Here is a 23,136-nt window from a genome sequence, read left to right as displayed (position 1 = left end):
TTTCAATGTACGGTAACGAGCAGGAAGGCTTCGGCCTCTATCACCAATCTGACCTGGCGATTCAGGCCGCAGCAGCGAATCCGCATCAGTTAGTGCTGATGTTGTTCAATGGCCTGATGGACGAACTGGTACGCGCGAAAAGCCATATTGCGGCGCGTCGCTACGAACGTAAGGCGCAAAGCATTAATAAATGCATCGACATCCTGAACGCGCTGACCAGCGCGCTGGATTTTGAAAAAGGCGGCGAGCTGGCATTAAGTCTGGCGAATCTTTATGACTACTGCGTTTACCGCCTCTATGACGCCAGCCACAAGCTGTCTGTCGAAAATATTGAAGAGGTGGAAGTTATCCTCGGCAATATTCAGGACGGCTGGGAAAAAATGGGTCAGGGAACATGAGCTATGCGTTGACGATGCGAACGCTGATGCAGGCGTTACGCCAGGCCGCAGCCGACCATAACTGGTCTGCCGTACGGAATGTTGACCTGAAGATTGCTGAATTGCTTACCGCTGTCCGGGGCCAATCCCTGGACGCGGCAGACAGCAAAGCCCTGGACGAACTGCGGGAAATTCACCGTCAGGTGCGCGATTACTGTCAGGGGCAGAGCGACATTATCGCGAACAAAATGGCGCTCGCCATGCGCAATCGTGAAGGTGCGACGGCGTATGCCGCGTTTATGGACGCAGAGGATATGGGGTAATGGATATTCTCAATCTTTCTCAAAATGCGGGGCACGCTTCCGGTTTGCCGATGCAGGCGGAGACGATCGCCGGACAGAGCGGCGCTCAGTCATCTGCCGGGCAGACGCAGCCAGGATTCAACGATGCGTTGATGAATGTTGTCAGCACGCTGATGGGCGGGCAGGGCAAAAATGCCCTGGGGATTACCGTCAGCGCGCAGCCGGTGAGCGTGCAGGACGAGGACGATACGGGCGATCGGCATCAGAAGGATGCCTCTCCGTTGAAAGACGATGCGCAGCAGCAGCTGTTGCAGGCGCTGTTGATGACCGGGCAGATGCCGGTTAAACCCGTCAGCTACGCGGGTCGTTCGCAAAACGAGATGAATGCGCTGACGTTGCAGACGCAGCCGTTACTGGCGGGACAGTTGCAGGAGAAGGGGGCGTTATCGCCAACGCTGCGCCCGACGCTGGCGGCAGGGGTTAACGTAACGCCTGCGACCGAGTCGCCGCAGACGCCAACCGCAGGGTTGCAGCACATTACGCCGCAGCTTATGACCGCAGTCGCTGTGGCGACGCCGACAGTGAATGCGCAGCCGGTCTCCGTTGTCTCCACGACGCCAACGGCGGCGGTGACGCCTGATGCAATGTCTGCGCATACCTCGACATTAAAACTTGATACGGAAACCTCCCGCTGGACGCAGCAATTGCAAAGCGCGTTGGGCGATCGTCTGCAACTTCAGGTGAAGAACCAGATCCAGCACGCCACTATCCGTCTCGATCCGCCTGAAATGGGCAAGATCGACATCTCGTTGCAGCTTGATAACGGGCGCGTACAGGTACAAATCAACGCCAGCCATGCTGAGGTCTATCGTGCGCTTCAGCAAACGAGCAACGATCTGCGCCAGAGCCTGACCGAACAGAACTTTGTTCAGGTAAACGTGCAGGTCTCCTCTCAGTCAGGGCAGCAGCAGGGCAAAGAACAGCAGTTCGCACAACAACACGCCATCATTCAGGCGGGAGATGAGATCGCGGCAGGTCTGCCGGAATCAGAAAGCACCCGCCGTGAAGATGATTCGGTATTACTGACCGTTTAACAAAAAGACATTTATGAACGCAAAAACAATCTCCTTTGGGCTGGCGATCGCTTTGGTTACCGCTTTACTGACGGCATGTTTAACCGTTGCCGGCACCTGGCTACTTCGCGCGGACACGGCATCGGAGAGCAATCCGTTGACGAGCTTATTTAAATCCTCCACGCCGCAACAGGTGGAGTTCGTGGAAATTAAAAACATCCTCATCACCCTGAAAGGGAAAGGTAATGCGGAGCGTTATCTGATGCTGGAACTGAACCTGGCGACCATGAGCGCGGAAAACGCGCGGACGGCGCAAGACATGATCCCTGCGATTCGCGGGGCGACCGTCAATTTGTTTTCTGAAATGGACTATGACGCCGTGCGTGCGCTAAGCGTCAGCAACCTGCACGACAAACTCAAAGCCGCCTATGCCGCCAGATTTGACAGCCTGAAGATGGATGTCCCCTTTGATGACGTCATCATCAGCAAAATGGTCTTCCAGTGATTGATAAGCCGTATTGGACATGATGGATTTTATCGCAAGTGAAACGCTGACGCCTGCGGATGAAGCGCGCTATGTCAGCACGTATCTGCCGCTCGTCAACAAAGTGGTGAAGCAACTCGCTTACCAGACCAGTAGCGTTATTGATCGGGATGATATGGAACAGATCGCGCTAATGGGGTTATTAACCTCGTTGCGCCGTTACGGCCATCCTGATGAGCAGTTTGCCGCTTATGCCATACAACGCGTTCGCGGCGCGGTACTGGATGAGCTGCGGTTGCTTGACTGGCGTCCGCGTCGTTTGCGACAGAAAACGCATAAGCTCAATGACGCGATCCGCGAGATTGCGCGTCAGCTGGGGCGTACGCCCAGCTTTGAGGATATCAGCCACCATCTTTCCATTACGGCTGAAGAGTATCAGGAATATCTCTTACTCGATTGCGCCAAAACGCTGGAGAGTCTCGACGATCTTCTGGGTAATGACGTATATGCGGGGGCGCTGGATAGCCGTCCGCTTGAAGAAGAGATCATCGTCAGCAGAACGCTACGCAACGCGTTGGCGAGTCTTGATGAGCGTGAGCAACTTATTCTCACGCTCTATTACCAGCATGAAATGAGCCTGAAAGAAATTGCGCTGGTCCTCAATTTAACCGAGGCCAGGGTATGTCAGCTCAATAAAATCATTGCGCAAAAAATTCAGTCTTTTTTCCAGAAGTGAAAGGTTTATGCAGAAATTCTTAGGTATTCTCATCATCATGGGGTGTGTTGTCGGCGGCTTTATTTTGTCAGGCGGACACCTCGCCTCATTCTGGCAGCCGGGTGAAATCATCATTATTCTTGGCGCGGGACTGGGGGCGATGGTACTGGCGAACCCCAAAGCGGTGCTGAGCGAAATGTACCGTCAGTTTCGCGGCATTATGCGCAAAAACGAATATACCGATGAGTATCAGCGCCAGCTGCTGATGCTGCTGTATGAACTGCTGGAACTGGTGCAGGACGGTGGCCTGAAGGTGCTGGATGAGCATATCGAAGCACCGGAAAACAGCGCGTTATTCCAGAAATACCCCCTCATGCTGCACGACAAAGCGCTGGTGACGTTCATCTCCGATAACTTCCGCCTGATGGCGATGGGGAAAATCAACGAGCACGAGCTGGAAGGGATTCTCGAACAGGAACTGGTGGCAATGGAAGAGAACCTTCTGCAACCATCCCGCTCTTTGCAACGTACTGCGGAAGCGATGCCTGGATTCGGCATCTGCGCGGCGGTACTTGGCATCATCATTACCATGCAATCCATTGACGGCTCGATTGCGGTCATCGGTGTGAAGGTTGCGGCCGCTCTGGTGGGAACCTTCCTCGGCGTATTCTTCTGTTACTGCCTGATGGACCCGGTGGCGAACGCCATGGAGCAACGCACCAAAAAGCAAATCTCGGTGCTGGAGTGCGTGCGTACCGTACTGGTGAACCACGTTGCCGGTAAGCCGACGCTGCTGGCGGTCGATGCCGGGCGCAAAATGCTGCCGATGGACACGAAACCGACATTCGCGACGCTGGACGGTTGGGTAAACCAGATGATGGGTGATGCCTGATGCGTAACCGCAGCAAAGAACATACCACGATCATCAAACGCTCCTCGCGTAAAAGCCATGATGAATTTCATGGCGGCGCCTGGAAAGTGGCCTTCGCAGACTTCACGCTGGCAATGATGGCGCTGTTTATGGTGCTGTGGATCATGGGCGCGGTAACGGAAGAAGAACGTAAAGAGATTGTCTCCATGCTTAATGGCGAGTCGGTCTTTGAAGGCAACTCATTAACGCCCATTACGCAAAAAGAGGGGCAGGGCGGGCAGCTTTCGCTGATTGACAGCCGTCATCCGAAAACGCCTAAACCGTCGAAAACGGCAGAGTCGTCAAAACCGTTGACCGATGCGGAGAAGCAGGTTGCTCAGCAGGCGAAACAGACGGAAAGCCTGGACGACGTGAACGCCCGCTCGCGTAATGAGATTGAAGATCTGGCGCGCATTATCATGAAAATCACCTCGACGTACGATGCGCAAGCCAACCTGAAAATGGAAATTGTGCCGCAGGGGCTGCGTATTCTGGTCTCGGACGATCAAAAACGCGAGATGTTCCAGCGCAGTAGCGCAATCCTGACGCCGTTTTTCAAACGCTTACTGACGGAGTTCGCGCCGGAGCTGAACAAGATCGACAACAAGATCATCATCACCGGCCATACCGATGCCACGCGTTTTCGCGATCAGGTGCTTTATAACAACTGGAACTTGTCCGGCGAACGCGCCATGCAGGCGCGAGCGGTTCTGACCACCGGGGGGCTGGATCAAAGCAAAATTCTGCAAGTGAGCGGCATGGCGGATCAGATGTTGCTTGACCCGCAACATCCGCTGAGTTCCGCGAACCGCCGCATTGAAATTATGGTGCTGACGCATTCCGCCAGTGATTCTCTGTACCAGTTCTTTGGGCAGCATGGCGAAAAAGTCATTAAACCGCTGACCGATAAACTGACGAAAAACCATTAATCAGATCGTTATTGCTGTGAAACGTTTCATCCGTTCTGTCCGTTTTGTACCTGCCCGGCATGTTCTGTGCCGCCAGGTACCTTTTTTTTCTCTCATCCTGTTATTGCTGATGCCGACGGGTTACAGCATCGCAAAGCCGAAGCCTGTAGAAGCGGGTATGGCGCAGCAGGAAAACGCGTTGCAGATGCGGAAAAAAAATCGCGAGCGGCTGATGGCGAAAGTGAAAAAACGGACTGCCGTCGTACCGTTAACGCCGGAACAAAAGCAGCGGGAAACGGCGAAAAAACTGGCTGACCGTACTAAAAACCGCGAGATGCTGGCAATGCATGCCCGCTGGCAGCCCGGTAGCCTGGGCGGCTCCGACACACTGTGGAGTCAGGCGCGCAAAGGGAAGGACAAAACGGGGCGCATCAGCCCGAAACTGGCGTCCCGATTACATACCGTCATCAAGCGTCTGGAAGACCAGTTAGGTAAGCCCTATGTCTGGGGCGGTAAAAATCCGCTGGAAGGATTTGATTGCAGTGGCCTGGTTTTCTACGCCTTCAATCATGTGCTGGAGCGCAAGCTACCCCGCACGGCAAACGGCATGTATCAGGACCCCACTCTTAAACATATTCGCGTAGATAAACTCCGTCGCGGCGATCTGGTGTTTTTTAACATTAACCAGCGACCGGGCGCCGACCATGTTGGCGTCTACCTTGGAAACGATGAGTTTATTGAGGCCCCGCGTAGCGGGCTAAATATCCGCATTAGCCAGCTTTCAGATGATTTCTGGCAATCGCATTACCTCGGCGCTCGCCGCATTCTGACGGAAGAGGCGACGCTGTAAAAATGACCCTTAGATTGAGTTAAAACCCATGACCGCAACACGTATGAAATTCGCCATTGATGATGGCTCAACCAATGTGAAAATTAGCTGGATTGAAAACGGTACGCTGAAGACCGTTGTTTCGCCGAACTCCTTCCGTAAGGACTGGAAAAGCGCGGCGCTGCTGCGTGGTCAGTCGGTATACAACTACACCATCGGCACCACGAAATACACCTATGATGCGACCTCGGATAAAGCGCTTTCCACGACGCACATCGAATACCAGTATGACGATTTGAATCTGCTGGCGGTTCATCATGCGCTGCTGCAAACCGGCCTGACGCCGCGTGACGTTGAAGTTATCGTCACACTGCCGATTACGCAATTCTACAAGCCGGACGATTGCCAGCGTAACGATGAGCGCATCGAAGCGAAACGTCGCAACCTGATGCGTGAGATCTCGCTGAATAAAGGCGAGCTGTTCCGTATCGTTGATGTGCATGTTATGCCGGAGAGCCTGCCTGCGGCGCTGTCGCATCTGCTTAACTCCAACGTGAATGAATTCACCAAGTCGCTGGTCATCGACTGCGGCGGGACAACGCTGGACATGGGGGTGATTGTCGGCGAGTTTGACGATGTTTCCGCAATTTACGGCAACAACGAAATCGGCGTGGCGATGGTGACGGACGCCACGCGTAAATTACTGGCGGCGGCGGACAGCGACTCCAGCTACCTGGTGGCGAACGAGCTGATTAAGCGTCGCAACGATCTGGATTTTGTCAGAAGCGTCATCAACGATGAATCGCGGATTGACGAGATCCTTGAACGGATCGAGATCAAGATTCAGGAACTTGGCGATCAGGTGGCTTATGAAGCGAAGAAATTCGCTAAGAACCCTAACCGCGTTTATCTGGTCGGCGGCGGTGCGCATCTGATCGAATCCGCTCTGCGCCAGGCCTATTCGACGCTCGGCGAACGCGTGGTGACGCTCGACAACCCGCAAAGCGCGCTCTCTCGCGAGATCTGCCTGTACCATGCTGAGTCAGGCGTTGAGCAGATTGATTCGCCGCAAATGGTTGAGGTAGGCGACGATGAGTAACAGGCAGATCCGCCGTGTTAACCTCTCATTGCATTTGTCGCCAGAGCGATCGCGCGCGGATTTGCGCGCGATGCTGCAACTAAAAAAATGGTATGGCGCAGTGCAGCGGGACGGGAGCGACGTCAATGACGCCAACATGGAGATCCGCCAGTTTCATCGCAATATCTATCTGTCCGGCCTGCAATTGCATCTTCTCAACCCGCAATTGTGCAGCCATGTTGCAGAATCCCTGAGCCGGGAAGGTTTGAGCCTCGAATCCCTTTGCGCGGAATTGCAGGAGAGCAATTTGCTGCCCGTCGCCCTCATGACCGGCGATGGCGATGAAGAAAAAGAGAAAGACTTCAGCGAACAGCAACTGGCGCAAATGCGTACGCTGATGGCGCAGACCCTGCAAAAACAGCAGGTCGCCGCAGCGCCATCGGATAACACGCAGCATGAGGAGACGGCAAAACTGCGTGAAGAGGTCGCCCAGCTCAAAGTCTTGCTGGAACAGCAGCATCTGCTGTTGCAACAGCTGCGCGTGACGGGGCGCACGTCAGCGGCGGAACCGGCTAAATCCGTAAATGCTGAAGAAGTCGATCTCAGTACCGTAGACGCGCCGACGCAGAAGATGAGTAAAGTGCGTCAGAAAGGGATCTTTTAGACTTTCGCCCGGCGCGTCACCAGTGTTGAAAAGGGAACCCGGCGGTTCCCTTTTTATTTTATGCCGCCGCGCATGGCGTACTACCGGTATACCGGCAGAAGGTTAATGCTGGATAGAATATGGATAAGCGCGTTAGCTGCCCCAAAGCATAAAATCAGGACGATCATCGCGTTGCCTCCCCATACCCGATAGTGCGGGCTGTTAAAGCGTTTGCGCGATGCGCGCGCCAGCAGCGCCGGGACAATCGCCGCCCAGACGGTGGCGGCCAGCCCGGCAAAACCGATGGCGTAGATAAACCCATTTGGCCAGATTAAACCGCCGGTGATGGGCGGCAGAAACGTGACCAGCGCAGTTTTGAAACGTCCTTTTGGCGAGTCGTCGAACCTGAAGAGATCGGCGAGGTAATCAAATAATCCCAGCGTAACGCCGAGGAACGAACTGGCGACGGCAAAGTTGGAGAAGACGGTCAGCAGCAGATCGAGCGTTGAGCTGTTCAGCAAACCGCTCAGCGTCTGTACCAGCACGTCGATATTGCCGCCTTTTTCGGCGATCTCAATAAACGCCGGACGCGGAATATTCCCCATCGTACCGACCAGCCAGATGATATACAGCACCAGCGCCATCAACGTTCCCAGTAGCAGGCAGCGGCGGATGGTCAACGGATCTTTGCCGTAATATTTCATCAGACTGGGCACGTTGCCGTGATAACCAAATGAGGCGAGACAGAACGGCAACGTCATCAGGACGTAGGGCAGGTAGCTGGGGCTGACTTCAGCGGTATTGAGTAAAATCGTCGGCTGGACGTGCCAGAGCAAACCGCCAAACGTCATAAAGAAGGTGAGAATTTTAGCGCCCAGCACAATGGTTGTCATACGGCTCACCGCCCGGGTGCTTAGCCAGACAATAAACGCCACCGCCAGGGCGAATAATAACCCGCCGAGCCTGGCCGGAAAGACGATCCCCATTTGTGCAAAGGTATGGTGAATAACCGAACCGCTGGCGGAAATATAGGCGTAAGTCAGAATATACAGCACGAACGCGACGGTCAGACCGTTAATAATATTCCAGCGATTTCCCAGCAGGTCTTTGGTAATCGTGTCGAAGCTGGCGCCAATATGATAATTCAGGTTTGCTTCCAGGATCATTAACCCGGAATGCAGCATACAAAACCAGGTAAAAATTAATGCCAGCAGTGACCAGAAAAACCAGGCGCCAGACATCACCACCGGGAGAGAAAACATGCCCGCGCCAATAATGGTTCCACCGATAATCATTGCTCCGCCGATCAGCGACGGCGCTTTATTTGCGACCGATAATGTAGCCATAGTGCGTTTTCCTCGCGTGGCTATGCCCGTCATTGTGCAGAGAAAAGGGCGATCCCGCTTTTCTCATGCCTGAATGCGTCGAATATCGTATTAAATAGCGGAATCGCGCTCCCGCAGGGGAGCGCGTATCAGAACGTTATTTCACCGGTTTCAGCCGGGCCACAAAGTGGCGCAGCACCGGCGGTTCATAGGTGAAAGTCAGCCCTTTGATCGATGCGGCGCGGGCTTTTACGGCGATTAACGCATCCGCGATATAGTCCATGTGATCGTTGGTGTAGACCCGGCGTGGGATCGTCAGACGCAGTAACTCCATTGGCGACGGTTTTTGTTTGCCAGTGGCCGGATCGCGCCCAAGCAGCAGAGAGCCAATTTCCACGCTGCGAATCCCGGCTTCCAGGTACAGTTCGTTATTCAGCGCATGAGCCGGGAACTGTTCTGCCGGAATGTGCGGCAGCAGCAGCTTCGCATCGACAAATACCGCGTGGCCCCCGGTTGGATACTGGATTGGAATCCCCCCTTCGCGCAGCCGTTCGCCCAGGTATTCCACCTGGTTAATTCGATAGGCGAGGAAATCTTCATTCATCCCTTCTTCGAGGCCGATCGCCAGCGCTTCCATATCGCGCCCCGCCAGCCCGCCGTAAGTGACAAACCCTTCCATCGGCACGCAGCGAATGCGCACGTCGTTGAACAGATCTTCATCATCACGGAAGCAGCACAGCCCGCCGATATTGACCATCGGATCTTTCTTCGCCGACATGGTCAGCATATCCCCATACTGGTACATCTCACGGACGATCTCTTTCACCGTTTTATCTGCGTATCCCTCTTCGCGCTGTTTAATAAACCAGGCGTTTTCGCAGAAGCGGGCGGAGTCGATGACCACCGGAATATTGTGCCGCTTCGCTATTTGATACACCTCGCGCATATTGGCGATGGAAACCGGCTGGCCGCCTGAGCTGTTGCAGGTGACGGTGGTGATAATCGCCGCGACGTTTTCTGCGCCATGTTCCGCGATAGTGGCGTTGAGCAGGTCGATATCAAAGTTGCCTTTCCAGTCGTACCATGAGGTGGTGTCGAACGCTTTTGGCGTCACCACGTTGATGGCTTTCGCGCCGTTTAATTCGACATGGGCGGCGGTCGTATCAAAGTGGAAGTTGGAAATAAAGACCGGTTTTTCAGCGTTGCGGCGGGCAATCAGGCAGGGAAACAGAATTTGCTCGGCGCCGCGTCCCTGGTGCGTAGGGATCGTGAACGGGTAGCCGATCAGCTCTTTTACTTTGTCGCACAGATGGTAATAGTTGCGTGAGCCGGCGTAGGCTTCATCGCCCATCATCAGGCCTGACCATTGACGGTCGCTCATTGCGCCAGTGCCGGAGTCGGTCAACAGGTCGATATATACATCATCGCTTCTGAGCAGAAAAGGGTTATATCCCGCTTCTTCAAGCGCTTTAACACGGTCGTCCCAGGTGGTCATACGAATGTTTTCTACCATTTTAATGCGGAACGGCTCAGGAATACGTTTCATATTATTTCTCCAATAGCATGTCGTGCTACGTGAACGTTATTTTTGTGCCTTTAACAGGCGCAAGAAATACCGACCAAACGTAGTGTTCAGTTAATTTTTTATTGATGTTGAACGGCTAAGGAGAATTAACGCGGAAAGTCGTTAGAAATACGCGGATCGAGGTTATACCAGAAGTGCAGACCGCCTGCGGCAATGAGGCGATAAAACGATTTGTGTTTCATTACATCGTCCTCCATGAGTGAAAGGGAATTTAAAAATAGCGGAAGATTAAAATTTATCCGCGATAAAAATCACAAAATGTTAAATCTGATACAGTTCAGTTAAGAAAGTTGATGAGGCGCGCATTTTTGCGTTCATTGGGCGGTGTGAGTTTATTCATCTTAATGTGAGGGAATAGCGGGAATACCCTGCCAGAATTGACAGGGTATTTGGACGAGAAGGATCAGAACTCCATTTTTACCGTGAACTGAACTTCACGCGGGTCGCCAATCTGATTACCCAGATTATTGGTGGCAATGGATGAGGTGTAATACGTTTTATCAAACACGTTTTTCACGTTGAGTTGCAGAGTCACCGGGTATTGCAGCTTCATCTTATAGGCTGCAAAGGCATCGGCCACAAAATAACCAGGCAGATAATAGTCCGCGCCGTTGGTGGCGGAACGACGGCTTACGCCATGTCCGCCGCCGCCAATGGTCAACGTATTGCCCATAAAGGCGTTGTGAATGTCATAGGTCAGGAACAATGAACCGGTATGACGCGGTACGTTAGGCAGCGGTTTCCCTTTGTAATCGGGATCTTCCGTGACTTTCGCTGCGGTATAACCGTAGCTGGCGATGATATTGGTATTGGGCGTCAGCGAGCCTGCGACATCCACTTCCACCCCCTGTGAGCGTACGCGCCCTGCGGTTTTCGCCACGGTTTCGCCATCCACGATTTCGTTGTACAGCACGTTGCGCTTATCAATATTGAACAGGGCGATATTGGCGGTGATGCCGTCAAAGAGATCGAATTTCGCCCCCACTTCATAGGCGGTAGAGGTTTCCGGCGGCAGATCGCCAATGTAGCTGGCAATGGAGTATTGCGGCATAAAGGCGCGCGATACGTTGCCGAACAGCGACACAGAAGGGGTCAGCTTATAGACCATGCCGAATTTCGGCACCCACTGCTGATCCGTGCTGTCGGTGTTGACGTTGAACGGGCGGCCCTTCCCGGCATATTCGGTGTAGTACTGATAGCGCATCCCGGCGACGGCGATCCACTTATCGGTCAGATACAGCGCATCCTGTACGTAAGCGGAATAGCTCTCCTGCTTAATCGTCTGGTCGCTGTCGGAGGCCGAGACGCTGGTGCATTTGCCGAGCGTACCGTAGACCGGATTGTAAATATTAAAGCCTTTCACGTTCTTACAGCGAATCATATCCGTGCGCAGCAGATCGTAATTCTCATAAGAGACGCCGGTCAGGATCTCGTTATAGAAACCAGCGATATCCACGTTTCCTTGTAAATCGGCGCGGGTCGCATGCATCCGTTGGGTGGAGCCTTGCGTCGCATCCACGCGGCGGGTCAGGTTCCCGGTAGCGGAATCATAAGCCATCACGCGAGCCTGGTTATCGCTGTATTTATCCTGACTGAAGCTGTAATCAAACTTCGCCGTCCACGCGCTGTTGAAGCGATATTCGGCATTGAGCTGCGCCAGATCCGATTCGCCATCGGTGATATTGAATTTCTCATCAAAGCGGGTTTTCCGATCCACGTTAACCGGCTGTTTGGTATTGAGATCGAAAATGGTGCCGCGATCGAACGGGGCTTTGTAATTACGGTGCGAATAGAGCACGCTGACCGTCGCGTTGTCGCCAAACCAGGTCAGGGAAGGGGAGATGAAGCTGCTCTGGTTAGTACCATAGTTGCGCCAGTAGTCCTCGTGCTGATACTCACCGATCAGGCGATACGCCAGTTGGGTGCCTTCAATCGGCCCGGTGATGTCAAACTGGCCTGTGCCGCCGCCGAAGCTGGAGGAGGTGGCGGAAATCGAGCCGCCAAATTGCGTTTGCGGACGTTTGGTCACGACGTTAATCAGGCCGCCGGGATCGAGAATACCGTACAGCGTGGAGGCCGGGCCTTTCAGCACTTCCACCCGCGACGTGGCCGCGTTGAAACTGCGCGGCAATACGGTTTTAAGACCGTTGGTCATCACGGAACCGTCACGATTCGCGCCGAAACCACGGCGAACAAACGCATCCTGCGTTCCGCCCAGCGTGTTGGTTTGCACGACGTTGCTGACGTTATACAGCGCTTCATCGAGCGTTGTGGCGTGCTGATCTTCCAGCACTTTGTCGCTGACGGTATTGACCACCTGCGGGATATCCAGCAGCGGCATCGACGTTAGCGTGGCGGTGGACGAACTCAGCGGTTGATAACCTGACGTGACGGCCTGATCGGCAGAAGAGGCGTCTGCGCGCACGGTCATCGTCTCTTCATTTTTGAGCGGCGAGTTTTCTTTTTCCGCTGCCATGACCGCAGGAGCCGTCGTGATACCCAAAAACAGAGCGGAGCACAGCGCTCGCCCTTTCATCCCAGAAAAATAAGGAGTTAACTTAGCCATCTTTTATTTATTCCGCAAAATACCCTGCCAAAAACGGGAGGGTAAACAGGTTTATCCAGTTCATTGCCCGGCTTGCTAGCCATGCGTTTTATCCATCTTTTAACCAACGTAAACGGCGTCAGATGTGTAATTGAGAATCATTCAATCATGGGAGTTTGTAGTAGTAAACGTAAAAATGAAAAAGAAACTACAGCGGGATTAACGTCATAAAACCGTAGTGTTATTGCGGGAAAGTAATTTTTAATTTATTGATATCTATTTATTTTTATAAGTTTGTTCGTCTTTTTCTGCGGCGTTTTTGTTGCGTGCGTACGGTGATGTAACTACAGGGCGTAATTGCTTGACTACTACAGCGCAACCCAGCAAGATCTTAAAGAGAATGAGTTTTATTTTTATTTGAAAGGCTGCGCGCGCTGGCTTTGCCAGGCTGCGACGGCGCAGGAGTGAACATGCCACAGCATGTGGAAAACACCGCCCACAGAACGGGCATTGAGCTGAAACAGCTTTCTGCTGGCTATCGTCACCACGCCATCGTGCATGACGTCTGCCTCACTATCCCGCAAGGTAAAATGACGGTGCTGGCCGGGGCGAACGGCTCAGGCAAATCCACCTTATTAAGTACGATTGCCCGAATGCTGAAGCCGTTGGGCGGCAGCGTGCTGCTTGATGGTAAAGCGATTCATCAACAGCCGACCAAAGCGGTTTCGCGTCAGCTTGGCATCCTGCCGCAATCCCCGCTGGTGCCGGAGGGATTAACGGTTTTTGAACTGGTTTCGCGCGGGCGTTTTCCCTGGCAGAATTTTCTCCAGCAATGGACCGATGATGACGCACAGGCCGTAGAGCAGGCGTTACAGCTCACCGGAACAACCGACTTCGCCCATTTGCCGGTAGAGAGTCTCTCCGGCGGGCAGCGCCAGCGGTGCTGGATTGCGATGGCGCTGGCGCAGCAAACGCCGTTTATTTTGCTGGATGAGCCTACAACCTTTCTCGATCTGCGTTATCAGGTAGAGATCCTTGAGCTTCTGCACTCCCTGACCCGTCATCATGGTCGTACCGTGGTGGTGGTGTTACATGATCTCAATTTCGCGGTGAATTACGGCGATATGCTGGTCTTTCTCAGACAGGGACGGCTGGAGGGGATCGTACATGAAGGAGAGCACTGTACGCCGGAGCTGATCAAATCGGTGTTTGACGTCGATGTGCAGATGTCGGTGAATCCGTTGACCGGAAAGCCATTCTTCATGCCGTTTCGTGCCAGGGCTGGAGCGGAAGAATGACGGCTATGGTCATCGCATCAGGCCGCCGTCGTGGTCGATTTCTGCTGGCGCTTCCTGTCTTGCTACTGCTGCTGTTTATGCTGGCGGTGATTCATCTGGGCGTCGGGGCGCGTGCCGTCAGTCCGCAGACCGTCATTCAGGCGTTATTTCACTTCGATGCCAAAAACTTTGATCACCGAATCGTTATCTCTCTGCGTCTGTTGCGTATGGCTGCGGCCATGCTGGTTGGCGCGGCTTTGGGCGTAGCCGGCGTTCTGTTACAGGCATTGATTCGCAACCCGCTGGGCGAACCGCACATTCTGGGGCTGAATGCGGGAGCCGCGTTCTCCGTAGTGCTGTGTACCGCGCTGGGCGTCGCGGGGCTCAGTCAGTCACTGGTTGCGGCAGGGGGCGCAGCGGCACTCTTTTCGCTGGTGATGGCGCTCTCTTCCGCCGGGCGTGGCGGACTGACGCCGCTGAAGGTCACGCTCTGCGGCGTGGCGCTGTCGGCGATGGTGTCGTCGCTCACGGCGGCAATCCTTATTCTGGATGAGCAGACGTTGCTGGCGATGCGCACCTGGCTGGTGGGCGATCTCGCGGGGATGAGTTGGGAAAAAGTACGCCAGGCCCTCCTGCCGTCGCTGGTTGGCGTTGTACTGGCGATAGCGATAGCGCCGGGGCTGAATATTCTGGCGCTAGGCGACCGGATGGCCTGTGGGTTGGGCGTTAATATTCTGCGCATTCGTCTGATGGCGATGATCGCCATTGCGCTGCTGTGCGGCGCGGCGGTATCCGTCGCCGGGCCGCTGGGTTTTATCGGGCTGTTGGTTCCGGGCGTCATCAGACGTCTGGTGACGGAAGACATTCGCCAGATGCTCCCGCTGGCGGCGCTGCTGGGGGCGGCAGTGCTGCTACTGGCGGATATCGTTGCCCGAACCCTGCTTGCCCCACAGGAGCTGGCTACAGGAGTGATGACCGCGCTGGTCGGCGCGCCGGTGTTTATTTTCATTGCGTCGAGATTTCTTAAATGAGCGTTGTTCTGGCGCGTGCCGGGCTGCGCGCATGGCGGGTGGGGAAATTCTCACGCCTTGTCCGGCTGAAAACGGTGTGGTGTGTGCTGGGGTTTGCCACGCTGGCCGCCGTACTGCTGGTTTCGGGCGTGTTGCAGGGGTCGCTTCCCGTTCCGGCTTCCGCCATCGGGCGTGCGTTGTTCTCTCCGCAGGCGTTAACGGAGCAACAGCAGTATGTTGTCTGGGATGTCCGTCTTCCGCGTTTGCTGATGGCGCTGCTGTGTGGAGCAATGCTGGGGCTGGCTGGCGCGGCGATGCAGTCGATTACCCGTAACGGCCTGGCGGACCCCGGTCTTATCGGCGTGAAAGAGGGGAGTAGCGTGGTGGTACTGGCGTTAGTGCTGCTCTTCCCGTCGGTCAGCCTGGTCTGGCGACCGCTGGCGGGTATTGCTGGCGGATTACTGGTCGCCGCGCTGGTCATGCTGCTGGCCCGTGATTTCTCCCGCCCGCGATTTGTGCTGATCGGCATTGGCGTCTCGTGGTTTTTTGCTGCGGGAATGGGCGTTTTTATGACGACAGCCGATGTCCGCGATGTGCAAACGGCGCTGGTCTGGCTGGCCGGAAGCCTGCACGCCGCCACCTGGCCGTTGCTGTGGGTGGCGCTGGGGTGGGCGTTGCCTGCGGCTGTTCTGCTGTTTGCGACGGCGAGAGCATCGGATGTGGCGCTGCTGGGTAATCACACCGCGACCGGGCTCGGGGTGCGTCTGTCTCATCTGGCGCTGCTGCGTTTTATGGCGCCGGTATTTCTGACCGCCGCCAGCGTCTCCTGCGTGGGCAGCCTGGGGTTTGTCGGCCTGATGGCGCCGCATATGGCGCGTTTTTGCCTGCGCGGAGGGCAAATGGCGCTGCTGTGGGGCAGTGCGCTCATTGGCGCTCTGCTGGTGCTGCTCACGGATACCATCGGGCGTCTGGCCTTTGCGCCGCTGCAAATACCGGCGGGGATCGTGATTGCGCTGGTCGGCGGCCCTTTCTTTTTACTGTTGCTCTGGCGTCGTCGGGATCGTTTGTAATTTTTAAGAGGGTGTATGCGTTTACTTTTTTCGCTGTTGCTGCTGCTGGGGTGCTCTGTACAGGCAGAGGTTGCCACCCGGCCTTTTACCGACGATCTCGGACGCGTGGTGAACGTGCCGCTGCATCCGCAGCGCATTGTGTCGCTACACGATCTTGATATCACCATTCCGCTGATTGAGCTGGGCGTTCCGCCGGTCGCCAGCCACGGCAGAACGCGTCCTGACGGCAGCCATTTCCTGCGTTCGGGCGCGCTGCTGACCGGCGTCGATTTTGATCATTCGACAATAAAGTTTATTGGTACGGCAGACATTGATATTGAAGCGATTGTCGCCGCGAAACCCGATTTGATCATCACCGAGCCGAGTCGCCATACGCCCATCGAACAACTGGAGAAAATCGCCCCGACGGTGAGCATTGATCATCTCGACGGCGGCGCGCCGGAAATTTACCGCAAGCTCGCGCAGCTTACCGGAACTCAGGCGCGATTGGCTATTCTGGAGCGTCGCTACCGGGAAGAGATTGACCGGTTGAAGCACACGGTGGATACCCAACACATTACGGTGTCAGTCATTCAGGCAAACCAGGGAAAAATCAATGCGTTGCACACCTATCATTCGTTAGGACGCGTCCTGCGCGATGCCGGGTTTTCCTTCCCGAAACTGATCGACAGCATTCCGCCGGGAGGGCGGATTGACGTGAGCGCGGAGCGTCTGCCAGAGATGGATGCGGATTTTGTTTTTGCCACCTGGCGCGGTGATACCGGTGGTAAGCCGCAGGATGAAATTGCCGCGATGGATGCCGTGTTGCCGGGCTGGTGCGAGTTTCTTACCGCTTGCCAGCGCGGGCACTACGTTTTGATCTCCCGTGAAGAGGCGATTTCGAACTCCTTTGCATCACTCAGCCTGATGGTTGCACAGGTACAGTCGCATATTGCCGGGCGCCACTTACCGGAGGGGAAATAACCATGCTGACGGCGAAGAAAGTGAAAAATCGTATTGATGTCTACGGCGATCGCTTCCGGGCGCGGGCGCATCTGCTTTCGCCGAGGATGCAGGCGGTGGCGCGTTATATCCATGAGAACCGGGAAGTGGTACTGGAATTTACGGCGATAGAAATTGCGGCCGCCACTCAAACTTCTGACGCGACGGTTGTCCGGGCGATTCAGGCATTGGGGTTTGCCGGGCTGCGCGATTTAAAACAGACCATCGAACACTGGTTTGGCCCGGGTATCACCTCGGAAGAGAAAATGACGACCACGGTGAATACGCTTTCCTGCGATGTAAATTCGAGCATTGATTTTGTTCTGCAAGGGCATCAGCGCACCTGCGACGTGCTGTCTACGCCGCAAAACCGTTACGCGATTGCGCAGGCGGTCGCACTGCTGGTGGAGGCGCGTCAGGTGGGGATATTTGGCATTGGCGCATCCGGGATACTTGCGGACTACACGGCGCGTCTGCTCAGCCGTATTGGCTTGCCGTCGGTGGCGTTTAATCGTACCGGGATTAACCTGGCGGAACAGCTGATTGCGCTACAGCGGGGGGATGTGCTGATTATGATGGCGCAGAAATCGCCGCATCGCGAAGGGTTGACGACCATCCGCGAGGCGAAGCGGTTGGGTGTGCCGGTGATTTTACTGACCAATGCGCTGGAATCACGTTTTAGCAAGGAGGCGGATGTGGTGATCAATGTGCCGCGCGGCGGTGAGAACGGGAAAATGCCGTTGCACGGTACGGTGCTGGTTTGCCTGGAAATGATCGTGTTGTCTGTCGCTTCGACAGCCCCGCAGCGTTCGATTAAGTCCGTTAAGCGCATCAATGAATTGTACCGGGGAATTGGAAAGTCAGGGGCAAAGAAATAAATTTAAATATTCTCTCCATCTGATTTTCAGATTTTTTTCATTAAATCTCCATAATCTCTCCATTATTTTCCTGGCAAATAATGCAGGAAAATAATAAGCAAAAAAATCCTTTTCAATGTGCGCAGGAGACGTATAATTAGCCAAAATGAGAACGATCATTCTCACTTTTGAGGTGACGAGGAGATGCGATGAGCAGCAAGCTGGAAATCCGCCAGAAACAACGACAGGATGAGATCATCAACGCCGCGCGCCAGTGCTTTCGCGCCAGCGGATTTCACGGCGCCAGCATGTCGCAGATCGCTGCTGAAGCCCGTCTCAGCGTGGGGCAAATCTATCGCTACTTCGCCAGTAAAGATGCCATTATCGAAGAGATGATCCGCCGTATTATCGACTATCGCATTACACAGATAGAAGATAAAACCCAGACGGAGCGTATCCCCGGAATCCTGGCCTGGCGGCAAACGCTGAGCGAGGATGATGATGCGCTGATGCTGGAGATGGCGGCTGAATCGACCCGCAATCCTCATGTTGCCGCGATGCTCGAAGAGGCGGATGCGCGGATGTTCGACAACGCCTGCGCGCACTTGAGAAAAACGTGTCCGCAACTTAGCGAGGTCCGCATCCGTTGCTGTGTTGAAGTGATTGCAACCATGATGGAAGGGGCGGTTTACCGTCGCCTGACGCCGCAAAAAAGTGACCCTGATGCGTTACAGGAGATATATCGGGATATCGTTACCATGCTTGTGAATGGCTGAATAAAGAATTTAATAATCAAAGGGAAATAAATTATTTCCCTTATTGTCGTTGTGAGAAATACCTCATGACGCGATACCGCTGTACCTGAAATAACGTTCAGTCGCCTGGTGCTACCTTGTTAATTTTAACGGGGCAGGCGTTTCTCACCCTGGAAAAAAGATGAAATACATAACAACATCAATTATCGCGCTATTGTTATTATCCGGCTGTGATAATACGCAAACCGACAATACCGCTTCTCCGTCTCAGGAAGTGGGCGTCGTGACCCTTAAAACAGAACCCGTTTCTGTGGTCAGTGAACTGACCGGACGCACCAGCGCAGCGCTCAGTGCCGAAGTTCGCCCGCAGGTGGGGGGGATTATTCAAAAACGCCTGTTTAATGAGGGCGATATCGTCAAAGCGGGGCAGGCGCTGTATCAGATCGATCCCGCCAGCTATCGCGCCGCATGGAACGAAGCGAATGCCTCGCTCAGACAGGCGCAGGCGCTGGTGAATGCCGACTGCCAGAAGGCGCAACGTTACGCGCGGCTGGTTAACGATGACGGTGTTTCCCGCCAGGATGCCGATGATGCGCAGGCCACCTGTGCTCAGGACAAAGCCAGCGTGGAGGCAAAGAAAGCCGCGTTAGAAAGCGCGCGTATCAATCTGGACTGGACCACCATTACCGCCCCGGTTTCCGGGCGCATTGGTATCTCATCCGTCACGCCCGGCGCGCTGGTGACGGCTTCACAGGAGACGGCGCTGGCGACCATTCGTGGGCTCGACACCATGTATGTCGACCTTACCCGCTCCAGCGTGGATTTGCTGCGCCTGCGTAAGCAGTCTCTGGCGACCAACAGCGATACCCTGAACGTGACGCTGACGCTTGAAGATGGCACGACCTATAGCGAAAAAGGAAAGTTAGCGCTGACGGAAGTGGCGGTAGATGAGTCTACAGGCTCAGTCACGCTGCGGGCGATTTTCCCCAACCCTCAACAGCAGCTGTTACCCGGTATGTTCGTTCGCGCCCGCATTGATGAAGGGATCATGAACGATGCGATTCTCGCGCCGCAGCAGGGGATCACGCGCGATGCGAAAGGCAATGCGACAGCGCTGGTGGTCACTAAAGACAATAAAGTGGCGCAGCGTACCCTGGAAACAGGCGATACCTATGGGGATAAATGGCTGGTGCTGGACGGTTTACGTAGCGGCGACCGGTTGATCGTTGAGGGATCAAGTAAGGTCACGCCGGGTCAGCAGGTTAACGCCGTTGATGTACAACTGAACGGAGGCAAAGGCTGATGTTCTCCCGTTTCTTTGTGCGCAGGCCCGTTTTCGCCTGGGTTATCGCCATTCTGATCATGCTGGCTGGTATTCTGGCGATTAAAACGCTGCCGGTTGCGCAGTATCCTGACGTGGCGCCGCCGTCGGTGAAAATCTCGGCGACCTATACCGGCGCTTCCGCCGAAACGCTGGAAAACAGCGTGACTCAGGTGATTGAACAGCAGCTTACCGGGCTGGATAACCTGCTCTATTTTACCTCGACCAGCAGTTCCGATGGTTCGGTCAGTATTGATGTCACCTTTGAACAGGGCACCGACCCTGACACCGCGCAGGTGCAGGTACAGAACAAGGTGCAGCAGGCGGAATCCCGCTTGCCGAGCGAGGTTCAACAATCCGGCGTCACGGTAGTGAAATCGCAAAGTAACTTCCTGCTGATTGCCGCCGTGTATGATAAGTCCGACCGGGCGAGCAGCTCAGATATCGCTGACTGGCTGGTGAGTAACGTACAGGACCCGCTGGCACGCGTGGAAGGGGTCGGGAGCCTACAGGTGTTTGGTGCGGAATACGCCATGCGTATCTGGCTGGACCCGGCGAAACTGGCCTCCTATTCTTTGATGCCGTCGGATGTGCAGAGCGCCATTGAAGCGCAAAACGTTCAGGTTTCCGCCGGGAAAATCGGTGCGTTACCTTCCCCTGACACACAGCAATTGACCGCTACGGTTCGCGCGCAGTCACGCATGCAGACGGTAGAACAATTCAAAAAGATCATTATCAAAAGCCAGTCTGACGGGGCCGTGGTACGCATCCAGGATGTGGCGCGCGTGGAGATGGGCAGTGAAGACTACACCGCCATCGCTAAACTCAACGGTCATCCGGCTGCGGGGGTTGCGGTCATGCTTTCGCCGGGGGCGAACGCGCTGGATACCGCCACGCTGGTAAAAGATAAAGTCGCTGAATTTAAACGGGATATGCCGCAGGGCTATGACGTGGCGTATCCGAAAGACAGCACCGAATTTATTAAGATCTCCGTAGAGGATGTGGTTCAGACGCTGTTTGAAGCCATCATTCTGGTGGTCTGCGTGATGTACCTGTTCTTGCAGAATCTTCGCGCCACGCTGATTCCGGCGCTGGCGGTTCCGGTCGTGCTGCTCGGTACTTTTGGCGTGCTGGCGCTGTTTGGCTACTCCATCAATACGCTGACGCTGTTTGCAATGGTGCTGGCGATAGGTCTGCTGGTCGATGACGCCATTGTGGTGGTGGAAAACGTCGAGCGCATTATGCGCGATGAAGGGCTGCCCGCGCGCGAAGCCACCGAAAAATCGATGGGGGAAATCGCTGGCGCGCTGGTGGCTATCGCTCTTGTTTTGTCTGCGGTATTCCTGCCGATGGCGTTCTTTGGCGGCTCTACCGGCGTCATTTATCGCCAGTTCTCTGTGACGATTATCTCGGCAATGCTGCTCTCGGTCGTGGTGGCGTTGACCCTGACCCCAGCCCTGTGCGGTTCGATTCTTAGCCATACCGCGCCGCATAAAAAGGGCTTCTTCGGGATATTCAACCGATTCTATAGCCGAACTGAACAGGGTTATCAGCGCGGCGTCCTGCATGTGCTGCGTCGCAGCGTCAGCGTGATGGGCGTTTATGCGCTGTTATGCGGGGCGATGGCGCTGGCGATGTGGAAGCTGCCCGGCAGCTTCTTACCGACCGAAGATCAGGGTGAAATTATGGTGCAGTACACCCTGCCCGCAGGGGCGACGGCGTCGCGAACCGCAGAGGTCAATCGTCAGGTGACAGACTGGTTTCTCAATAAAGAGAAAGCCAATACGGACGTTATTTTTACCGTCGATGGTTTTAGCTTCAGCGGCAGCGGGCAGAATGCCGGGATGGCGTTCGTTTCGCTGAAAAACTGGTCGGAGCGTAAAGGCGAAGAAAATACCGCACAGGCTATTGCGCTACGTGCCAGTAAAGAACTGGGCGCCATTCGCGATGCGACGCTTTTTGCGATGACGCCGCCGTCGGTTGAGGGGCTGGGGCAAAGCAACGGCTTCTCTTTTGAGCTGATGGCGAATGGGGCGACCGATCGCGATACCCTGTTACAGATGCGTAATCAGCTGATCGCCCAGGCAAACCAGAGCGATATTCTGCACGCCGTGCGCGCAAATGACCTGCCGCAAATGCCGCAGCTTCAGGTGGATATCGACAGCAATAAGGCCGTCTCACTGGGGCTTGGCTTAAGCGATGTGACCAGCACCTTATCCAGCGCCTGGGGGGGAACCTATGTCAATGACTTTATCGATCGCGGCCGCGTGAAGAAAGTCTACATTCAGGGCGACAGCGAGTTCCGTTCTTCACCTGCGGACCTGGGCAAATGGTTCGTGCGCGGCAGCGATAACAGCATGACGCCCTTTTCCGCCTTCGCCACCACCCGTTGGGAGTACGGCCCGGAAAGTCTGGTGCGCTACAACGGCTCTGCCGCCTATGAGATTCAGGGAGAAAACGCCAGCGGTTTCAGCTCCGGCGCCGCGATGGACAAAATGGAAGCGCTGGCAAACAGCTTGCCTGCCGGCACCACATGGGCGTGGAGCGGGTTGTCATTGCAGGAAAAGCTGGCCAGCGGTCAGGCTATGAGCTTGTACGCCATCTCTATTCTGGTGGTTTTCCTCTGCCTGGCGGCGCTGTATGAAAGCTGGTCGGTACCGTTTTCGGTGATTCTGGTCATCCCTCTGGGGCTGTTAGGCGCAGCGCTGGCGGCCTGGATGCGTGATTTAAATAATGATGTTTACTTCCAGGTCGCGCTGCTGACCACCATCGGCCTGTCGTCGAAAAACGCCATTCTGATCGTCGAATTTGCCGAAGCTGCGGTTGCGGAAGGCTATTCCCTGAGCCGGGCTGCGCTGCGAGCGGCGCAGACCCGTTTGCGCCCAATCATTATGACCTCTCTGGCCTTTATTGCCGGGGTTACGCCGCTGGCTATCGCCACAGGGGCCGGGGCGAACAGCCGTGTGGCGATCGGGACCGGAATCATCGGTGGGACATTAACCGCCACGCTGTTGGCTATCTTCTTCGTCCCGCTGTTCTTCGTGCTGGTTAGGCATCTGTTTACCCGCAAGTCCCGTCGTCAGGAGTAAGT

22 protein-coding genes are annotated in these 23,136 nt (G+C 55.1%); 18 read left to right on the top strand and 4 right to left on the bottom strand.

Annotated elements, in window-relative coordinates; translation table 11 throughout:
• Window positions 1-5 precede the first annotated feature (5 nt).
• The 10 genes from fliS to OGV79_RS10580 are packed head-to-tail and all read left to right on the top strand — an operon-like array spanning window position 6 to window position 7,340.
• Window positions 6-398, top strand: a complete 393-nt coding sequence (gene fliS, locus OGV79_RS10625) for a flagellar export chaperone FliS (protein WP_012133681.1) — start codon at window positions 6-8, stop codon at window positions 396-398.
• Window positions 395-700 carry a hypothetical protein gene (locus tag OGV79_RS10620; RefSeq protein ID WP_199971300.1) on the top strand — a complete coding sequence of 102 codons (306 nt, stop codon included), beginning with the start codon at window positions 395-397 and terminating at the stop codon, window positions 698-700. The genes fliS and OGV79_RS10620 overlap by 4 nt, the downstream gene beginning before the upstream one ends.
• Window positions 700-1,773 carry a flagellar hook-length control protein FliK gene (locus OGV79_RS10615; protein ID WP_012133678.1) on the top strand — a complete coding sequence of 358 codons (1,074 nt, stop codon included), beginning with the start codon at window positions 700-702 and terminating at the stop codon, window positions 1,771-1,773. Before OGV79_RS10620 ends, OGV79_RS10615 begins: the two co-directional genes overlap by 1 nt.
• Before the next feature lie 13 nt (window positions 1,774-1,786).
• Entirely contained in the window at window positions 1,787-2,257 is a 471-nt protein-coding gene (locus OGV79_RS10610) for a flagellar basal body-associated FliL family protein (protein ID WP_012133676.1), read from the top strand.
• A 19-nt stretch (window positions 2,258-2,276) separates the two neighbouring features.
• The gene (locus tag OGV79_RS10605; RefSeq protein WP_012133675.1) at window positions 2,277-2,972 is read left to right on the top strand and encodes a FliA/WhiG family RNA polymerase sigma factor; all 696 of its coding nucleotides are present in this window, start codon (window positions 2,277-2,279) and stop codon (window positions 2,970-2,972) included.
• Between the two features lie 7 nt (window positions 2,973-2,979).
• Window positions 2,980-3,843: a flagellar motor stator protein MotA gene (motA, locus tag OGV79_RS10600; RefSeq protein ID WP_012133674.1), complete on the top strand. Its 864-nt coding sequence runs from the start codon at window positions 2,980-2,982 to the stop codon at window positions 3,841-3,843.
• The gene (gene lafU / locus OGV79_RS10595) at window positions 3,843-4,790 is read left to right on the top strand and encodes a putative lateral flagellar export/assembly protein LafU (RefSeq protein ID WP_012133673.1); all 948 of its coding nucleotides are present in this window, start codon (window positions 3,843-3,845) and stop codon (window positions 4,788-4,790) included. Before motA ends, lafU begins: the two co-directional genes overlap by 1 nt.
• Before the next feature lie 16 nt (window positions 4,791-4,806).
• On the top strand, window positions 4,807-5,619 hold the full coding sequence (locus tag OGV79_RS10590; RefSeq protein WP_502873214.1) for a C40 family peptidase: 813 nt from the start codon (window positions 4,807-4,809) through the stop codon (window positions 5,617-5,619).
• A 43-nt stretch (window positions 5,620-5,662) separates the two neighbouring features.
• A complete protein-coding gene (gene parM, locus OGV79_RS10585) occupies window positions 5,663-6,697 on the top strand; it encodes a plasmid segregation protein ParM domain-containing protein (protein ID WP_196491298.1) in 1,035 nt (344 codons plus the stop codon).
• Window positions 6,690-7,340 carry a hypothetical protein gene (locus tag OGV79_RS10580; protein WP_115591170.1) on the top strand — a complete coding sequence of 217 codons (651 nt, stop codon included), beginning with the start codon at window positions 6,690-6,692 and terminating at the stop codon, window positions 7,338-7,340. The genes parM and OGV79_RS10580 overlap by 8 nt, the downstream gene beginning before the upstream one ends.
• 80 nt (window positions 7,341-7,420) lie before the next feature.
• On the opposite strand, the gene mtr is transcribed toward OGV79_RS10580, so the two are convergent.
• The 4 genes from mtr to OGV79_RS10560 form a co-directional block, all read right to left on the bottom strand.
• The gene (mtr, locus tag OGV79_RS10575) at window positions 7,421-8,665 is read right to left on the bottom strand and encodes a tryptophan permease (RefSeq protein WP_024130622.1); all 1,245 of its coding nucleotides are present in this window, start codon (window positions 8,663-8,665) and stop codon (window positions 7,421-7,423) included.
• Between the two features lie 136 nt (window positions 8,666-8,801).
• On the bottom strand, window positions 8,802-10,190 hold the full coding sequence (gene tnaA, locus OGV79_RS10570; protein WP_012133668.1) for a tryptophanase: 1,389 nt from the start codon (window positions 10,188-10,190) through the stop codon (window positions 8,802-8,804).
• A gap of 125 nt (window positions 10,191-10,315) precedes the next feature.
• On the bottom strand, window positions 10,316-10,411 hold the full coding sequence (gene tnaC / locus OGV79_RS10565; protein WP_024130621.1) for a tryptophanase leader peptide: 96 nt from the start codon (window positions 10,409-10,411) through the stop codon (window positions 10,316-10,318).
• Between the two features lie 221 nt (window positions 10,412-10,632).
• On the bottom strand, window positions 10,633-12,795 hold the full coding sequence (locus tag OGV79_RS10560; RefSeq protein WP_060816139.1) for a TonB-dependent siderophore receptor: 2,163 nt from the start codon (window positions 12,793-12,795) through the stop codon (window positions 10,633-10,635).
• A gap of 449 nt (window positions 12,796-13,244) precedes the next feature.
• Between OGV79_RS10560 and OGV79_RS10555 the strand changes: the two genes are divergently transcribed.
• The 8 genes from OGV79_RS10555 (at window position 13,245) to OGV79_RS10520 (ending at window position 23,134) form a co-directional block, all read left to right on the top strand.
• Complete coding sequence (locus tag OGV79_RS10555) at window positions 13,245-14,072, top strand: ABC transporter ATP-binding protein (protein ID WP_012133664.1); 828 nt, start codon at window positions 13,245-13,247, stop codon at window positions 14,070-14,072.
• A complete protein-coding gene (locus tag OGV79_RS10550) occupies window positions 14,069-15,082 on the top strand; it encodes a FecCD family ABC transporter permease (RefSeq protein WP_049008662.1) in 1,014 nt (337 codons plus the stop codon). The genes OGV79_RS10555 and OGV79_RS10550 overlap by 4 nt, the downstream gene beginning before the upstream one ends.
• On the top strand, window positions 15,079-16,131 hold the full coding sequence (locus tag OGV79_RS10545; RefSeq protein ID WP_047458603.1) for a FecCD family ABC transporter permease: 1,053 nt from the start codon (window positions 15,079-15,081) through the stop codon (window positions 16,129-16,131). Before OGV79_RS10550 ends, OGV79_RS10545 begins: the two co-directional genes overlap by 4 nt.
• Window positions 16,132-16,146: 15 nt before the next feature.
• Window positions 16,147-17,094, top strand: a complete 948-nt coding sequence (locus OGV79_RS10540) for an iron-siderophore ABC transporter substrate-binding protein (RefSeq protein ID WP_012133661.1) — start codon at window positions 16,147-16,149, stop codon at window positions 17,092-17,094.
• Between the two features lie 2 nt (window positions 17,095-17,096).
• Window positions 17,097-17,990, top strand: a complete 894-nt coding sequence (locus OGV79_RS10535) for a MurR/RpiR family transcriptional regulator (protein ID WP_012133660.1) — start codon at window positions 17,097-17,099, stop codon at window positions 17,988-17,990.
• Between the two features lie 188 nt (window positions 17,991-18,178).
• Window positions 18,179-18,745, top strand: coding sequence for a TetR/AcrR family transcriptional regulator (locus OGV79_RS10530; RefSeq protein WP_047458599.1), 567 nt, complete (start codon window positions 18,179-18,181; stop codon window positions 18,743-18,745).
• Window positions 18,746-18,905: 160 nt separating this feature from the next.
• Complete coding sequence (locus OGV79_RS10525; protein WP_012133656.1) at window positions 18,906-20,027, top strand: efflux RND transporter periplasmic adaptor subunit; 1,122 nt, start codon at window positions 18,906-18,908, stop codon at window positions 20,025-20,027.
• Window positions 20,027-23,134 (top strand): efflux RND transporter permease subunit, encoded by a 3,108-nt coding sequence (locus tag OGV79_RS10520; RefSeq protein WP_286468304.1) that lies wholly within the window; start codon window positions 20,027-20,029, stop codon window positions 23,132-23,134. Before OGV79_RS10525 ends, OGV79_RS10520 begins: the two co-directional genes overlap by 1 nt.
• Window positions 23,135-23,136: the final 2 nt, after the last annotated feature.

Source organism: Citrobacter sp. CK185 (genome assembly GCF_030333565.1).
Classification (GTDB): Bacteria; Pseudomonadota; Gammaproteobacteria; order Enterobacterales; family Enterobacteriaceae; genus Citrobacter_B; species Citrobacter_B koseri.
The sequence above is the reverse complement of the archived record's forward strand: the minus strand, read 5'-3'. Positions and strand labels throughout refer to the sequence as shown.

Bases quoted from the DNA above. Each gene is read 5' to 3' on its own strand.
- fliS (WP_012133681.1), top strand. From the start codon at position 6: ATGTACGGTAACGAGCAGGAAGGCTTCGGCCTCTATCACCAATCTGAC.
- OGV79_RS10620 (WP_199971300.1), top strand. From the start codon at position 395: ATGAGCTATGCGTTGACGATGCGAACGCTGATGCAGGCGTTACGCCAG.
- OGV79_RS10615 (WP_012133678.1), top strand. From the start codon at position 700: ATGGATATTCTCAATCTTTCTCAAAATGCGGGGCACGCTTCCGGTTTG.
- OGV79_RS10610 (WP_012133676.1), top strand. From the start codon at position 1,787: ATGAACGCAAAAACAATCTCCTTTGGGCTGGCGATCGCTTTGGTTACC.
- OGV79_RS10605 (WP_012133675.1), top strand. From the start codon at position 2,277: ATGATGGATTTTATCGCAAGTGAAACGCTGACGCCTGCGGATGAAGCG.
- motA (WP_012133674.1), top strand. From the start codon at position 2,980: ATGCAGAAATTCTTAGGTATTCTCATCATCATGGGGTGTGTTGTCGGC.
- lafU (WP_012133673.1), top strand. From the start codon at position 3,843: ATGCGTAACCGCAGCAAAGAACATACCACGATCATCAAACGCTCCTCG.
- parM (WP_196491298.1), top strand. From the start codon at position 5,663: ATGAAATTCGCCATTGATGATGGCTCAACCAATGTGAAAATTAGCTGG.
- OGV79_RS10580 (WP_115591170.1), top strand. From the start codon at position 6,690: ATGAGTAACAGGCAGATCCGCCGTGTTAACCTCTCATTGCATTTGTCG.
- mtr (WP_024130622.1), bottom strand. From the start codon at position 8,665: ATGGCTACATTATCGGTCGCAAATAAAGCGCCGTCGCTGATCGGCGGA.
- tnaA (WP_012133668.1), bottom strand. From the start codon at position 10,190: ATGAAACGTATTCCTGAGCCGTTCCGCATTAAAATGGTAGAAAACATT.
- tnaC (WP_024130621.1), bottom strand. From the start codon at position 10,411: ATGAAACACAAATCGTTTTATCGCCTCATTGCCGCAGGCGGTCTGCAC.
- OGV79_RS10560 (WP_060816139.1), bottom strand. From the start codon at position 12,795: ATGGCTAAGTTAACTCCTTATTTTTCTGGGATGAAAGGGCGAGCGCTG.
- OGV79_RS10555 (WP_012133664.1), top strand. From the start codon at position 13,245: ATGCCACAGCATGTGGAAAACACCGCCCACAGAACGGGCATTGAGCTG.
- OGV79_RS10550 (WP_049008662.1), top strand. From the start codon at position 14,069: ATGACGGCTATGGTCATCGCATCAGGCCGCCGTCGTGGTCGATTTCTG.
- OGV79_RS10545 (WP_047458603.1), top strand. From the start codon at position 15,079: ATGAGCGTTGTTCTGGCGCGTGCCGGGCTGCGCGCATGGCGGGTGGGG.
- OGV79_RS10540 (WP_012133661.1), top strand. From the start codon at position 16,147: ATGCGTTTACTTTTTTCGCTGTTGCTGCTGCTGGGGTGCTCTGTACAG.
- OGV79_RS10535 (WP_012133660.1), top strand. From the start codon at position 17,097: ATGCTGACGGCGAAGAAAGTGAAAAATCGTATTGATGTCTACGGCGAT.
- OGV79_RS10530 (WP_047458599.1), top strand. From the start codon at position 18,179: ATGAGCAGCAAGCTGGAAATCCGCCAGAAACAACGACAGGATGAGATC.
- OGV79_RS10525 (WP_012133656.1), top strand. From the start codon at position 18,906: ATGAAATACATAACAACATCAATTATCGCGCTATTGTTATTATCCGGC.
- OGV79_RS10520 (WP_286468304.1), top strand. From the start codon at position 20,027: ATGTTCTCCCGTTTCTTTGTGCGCAGGCCCGTTTTCGCCTGGGTTATC.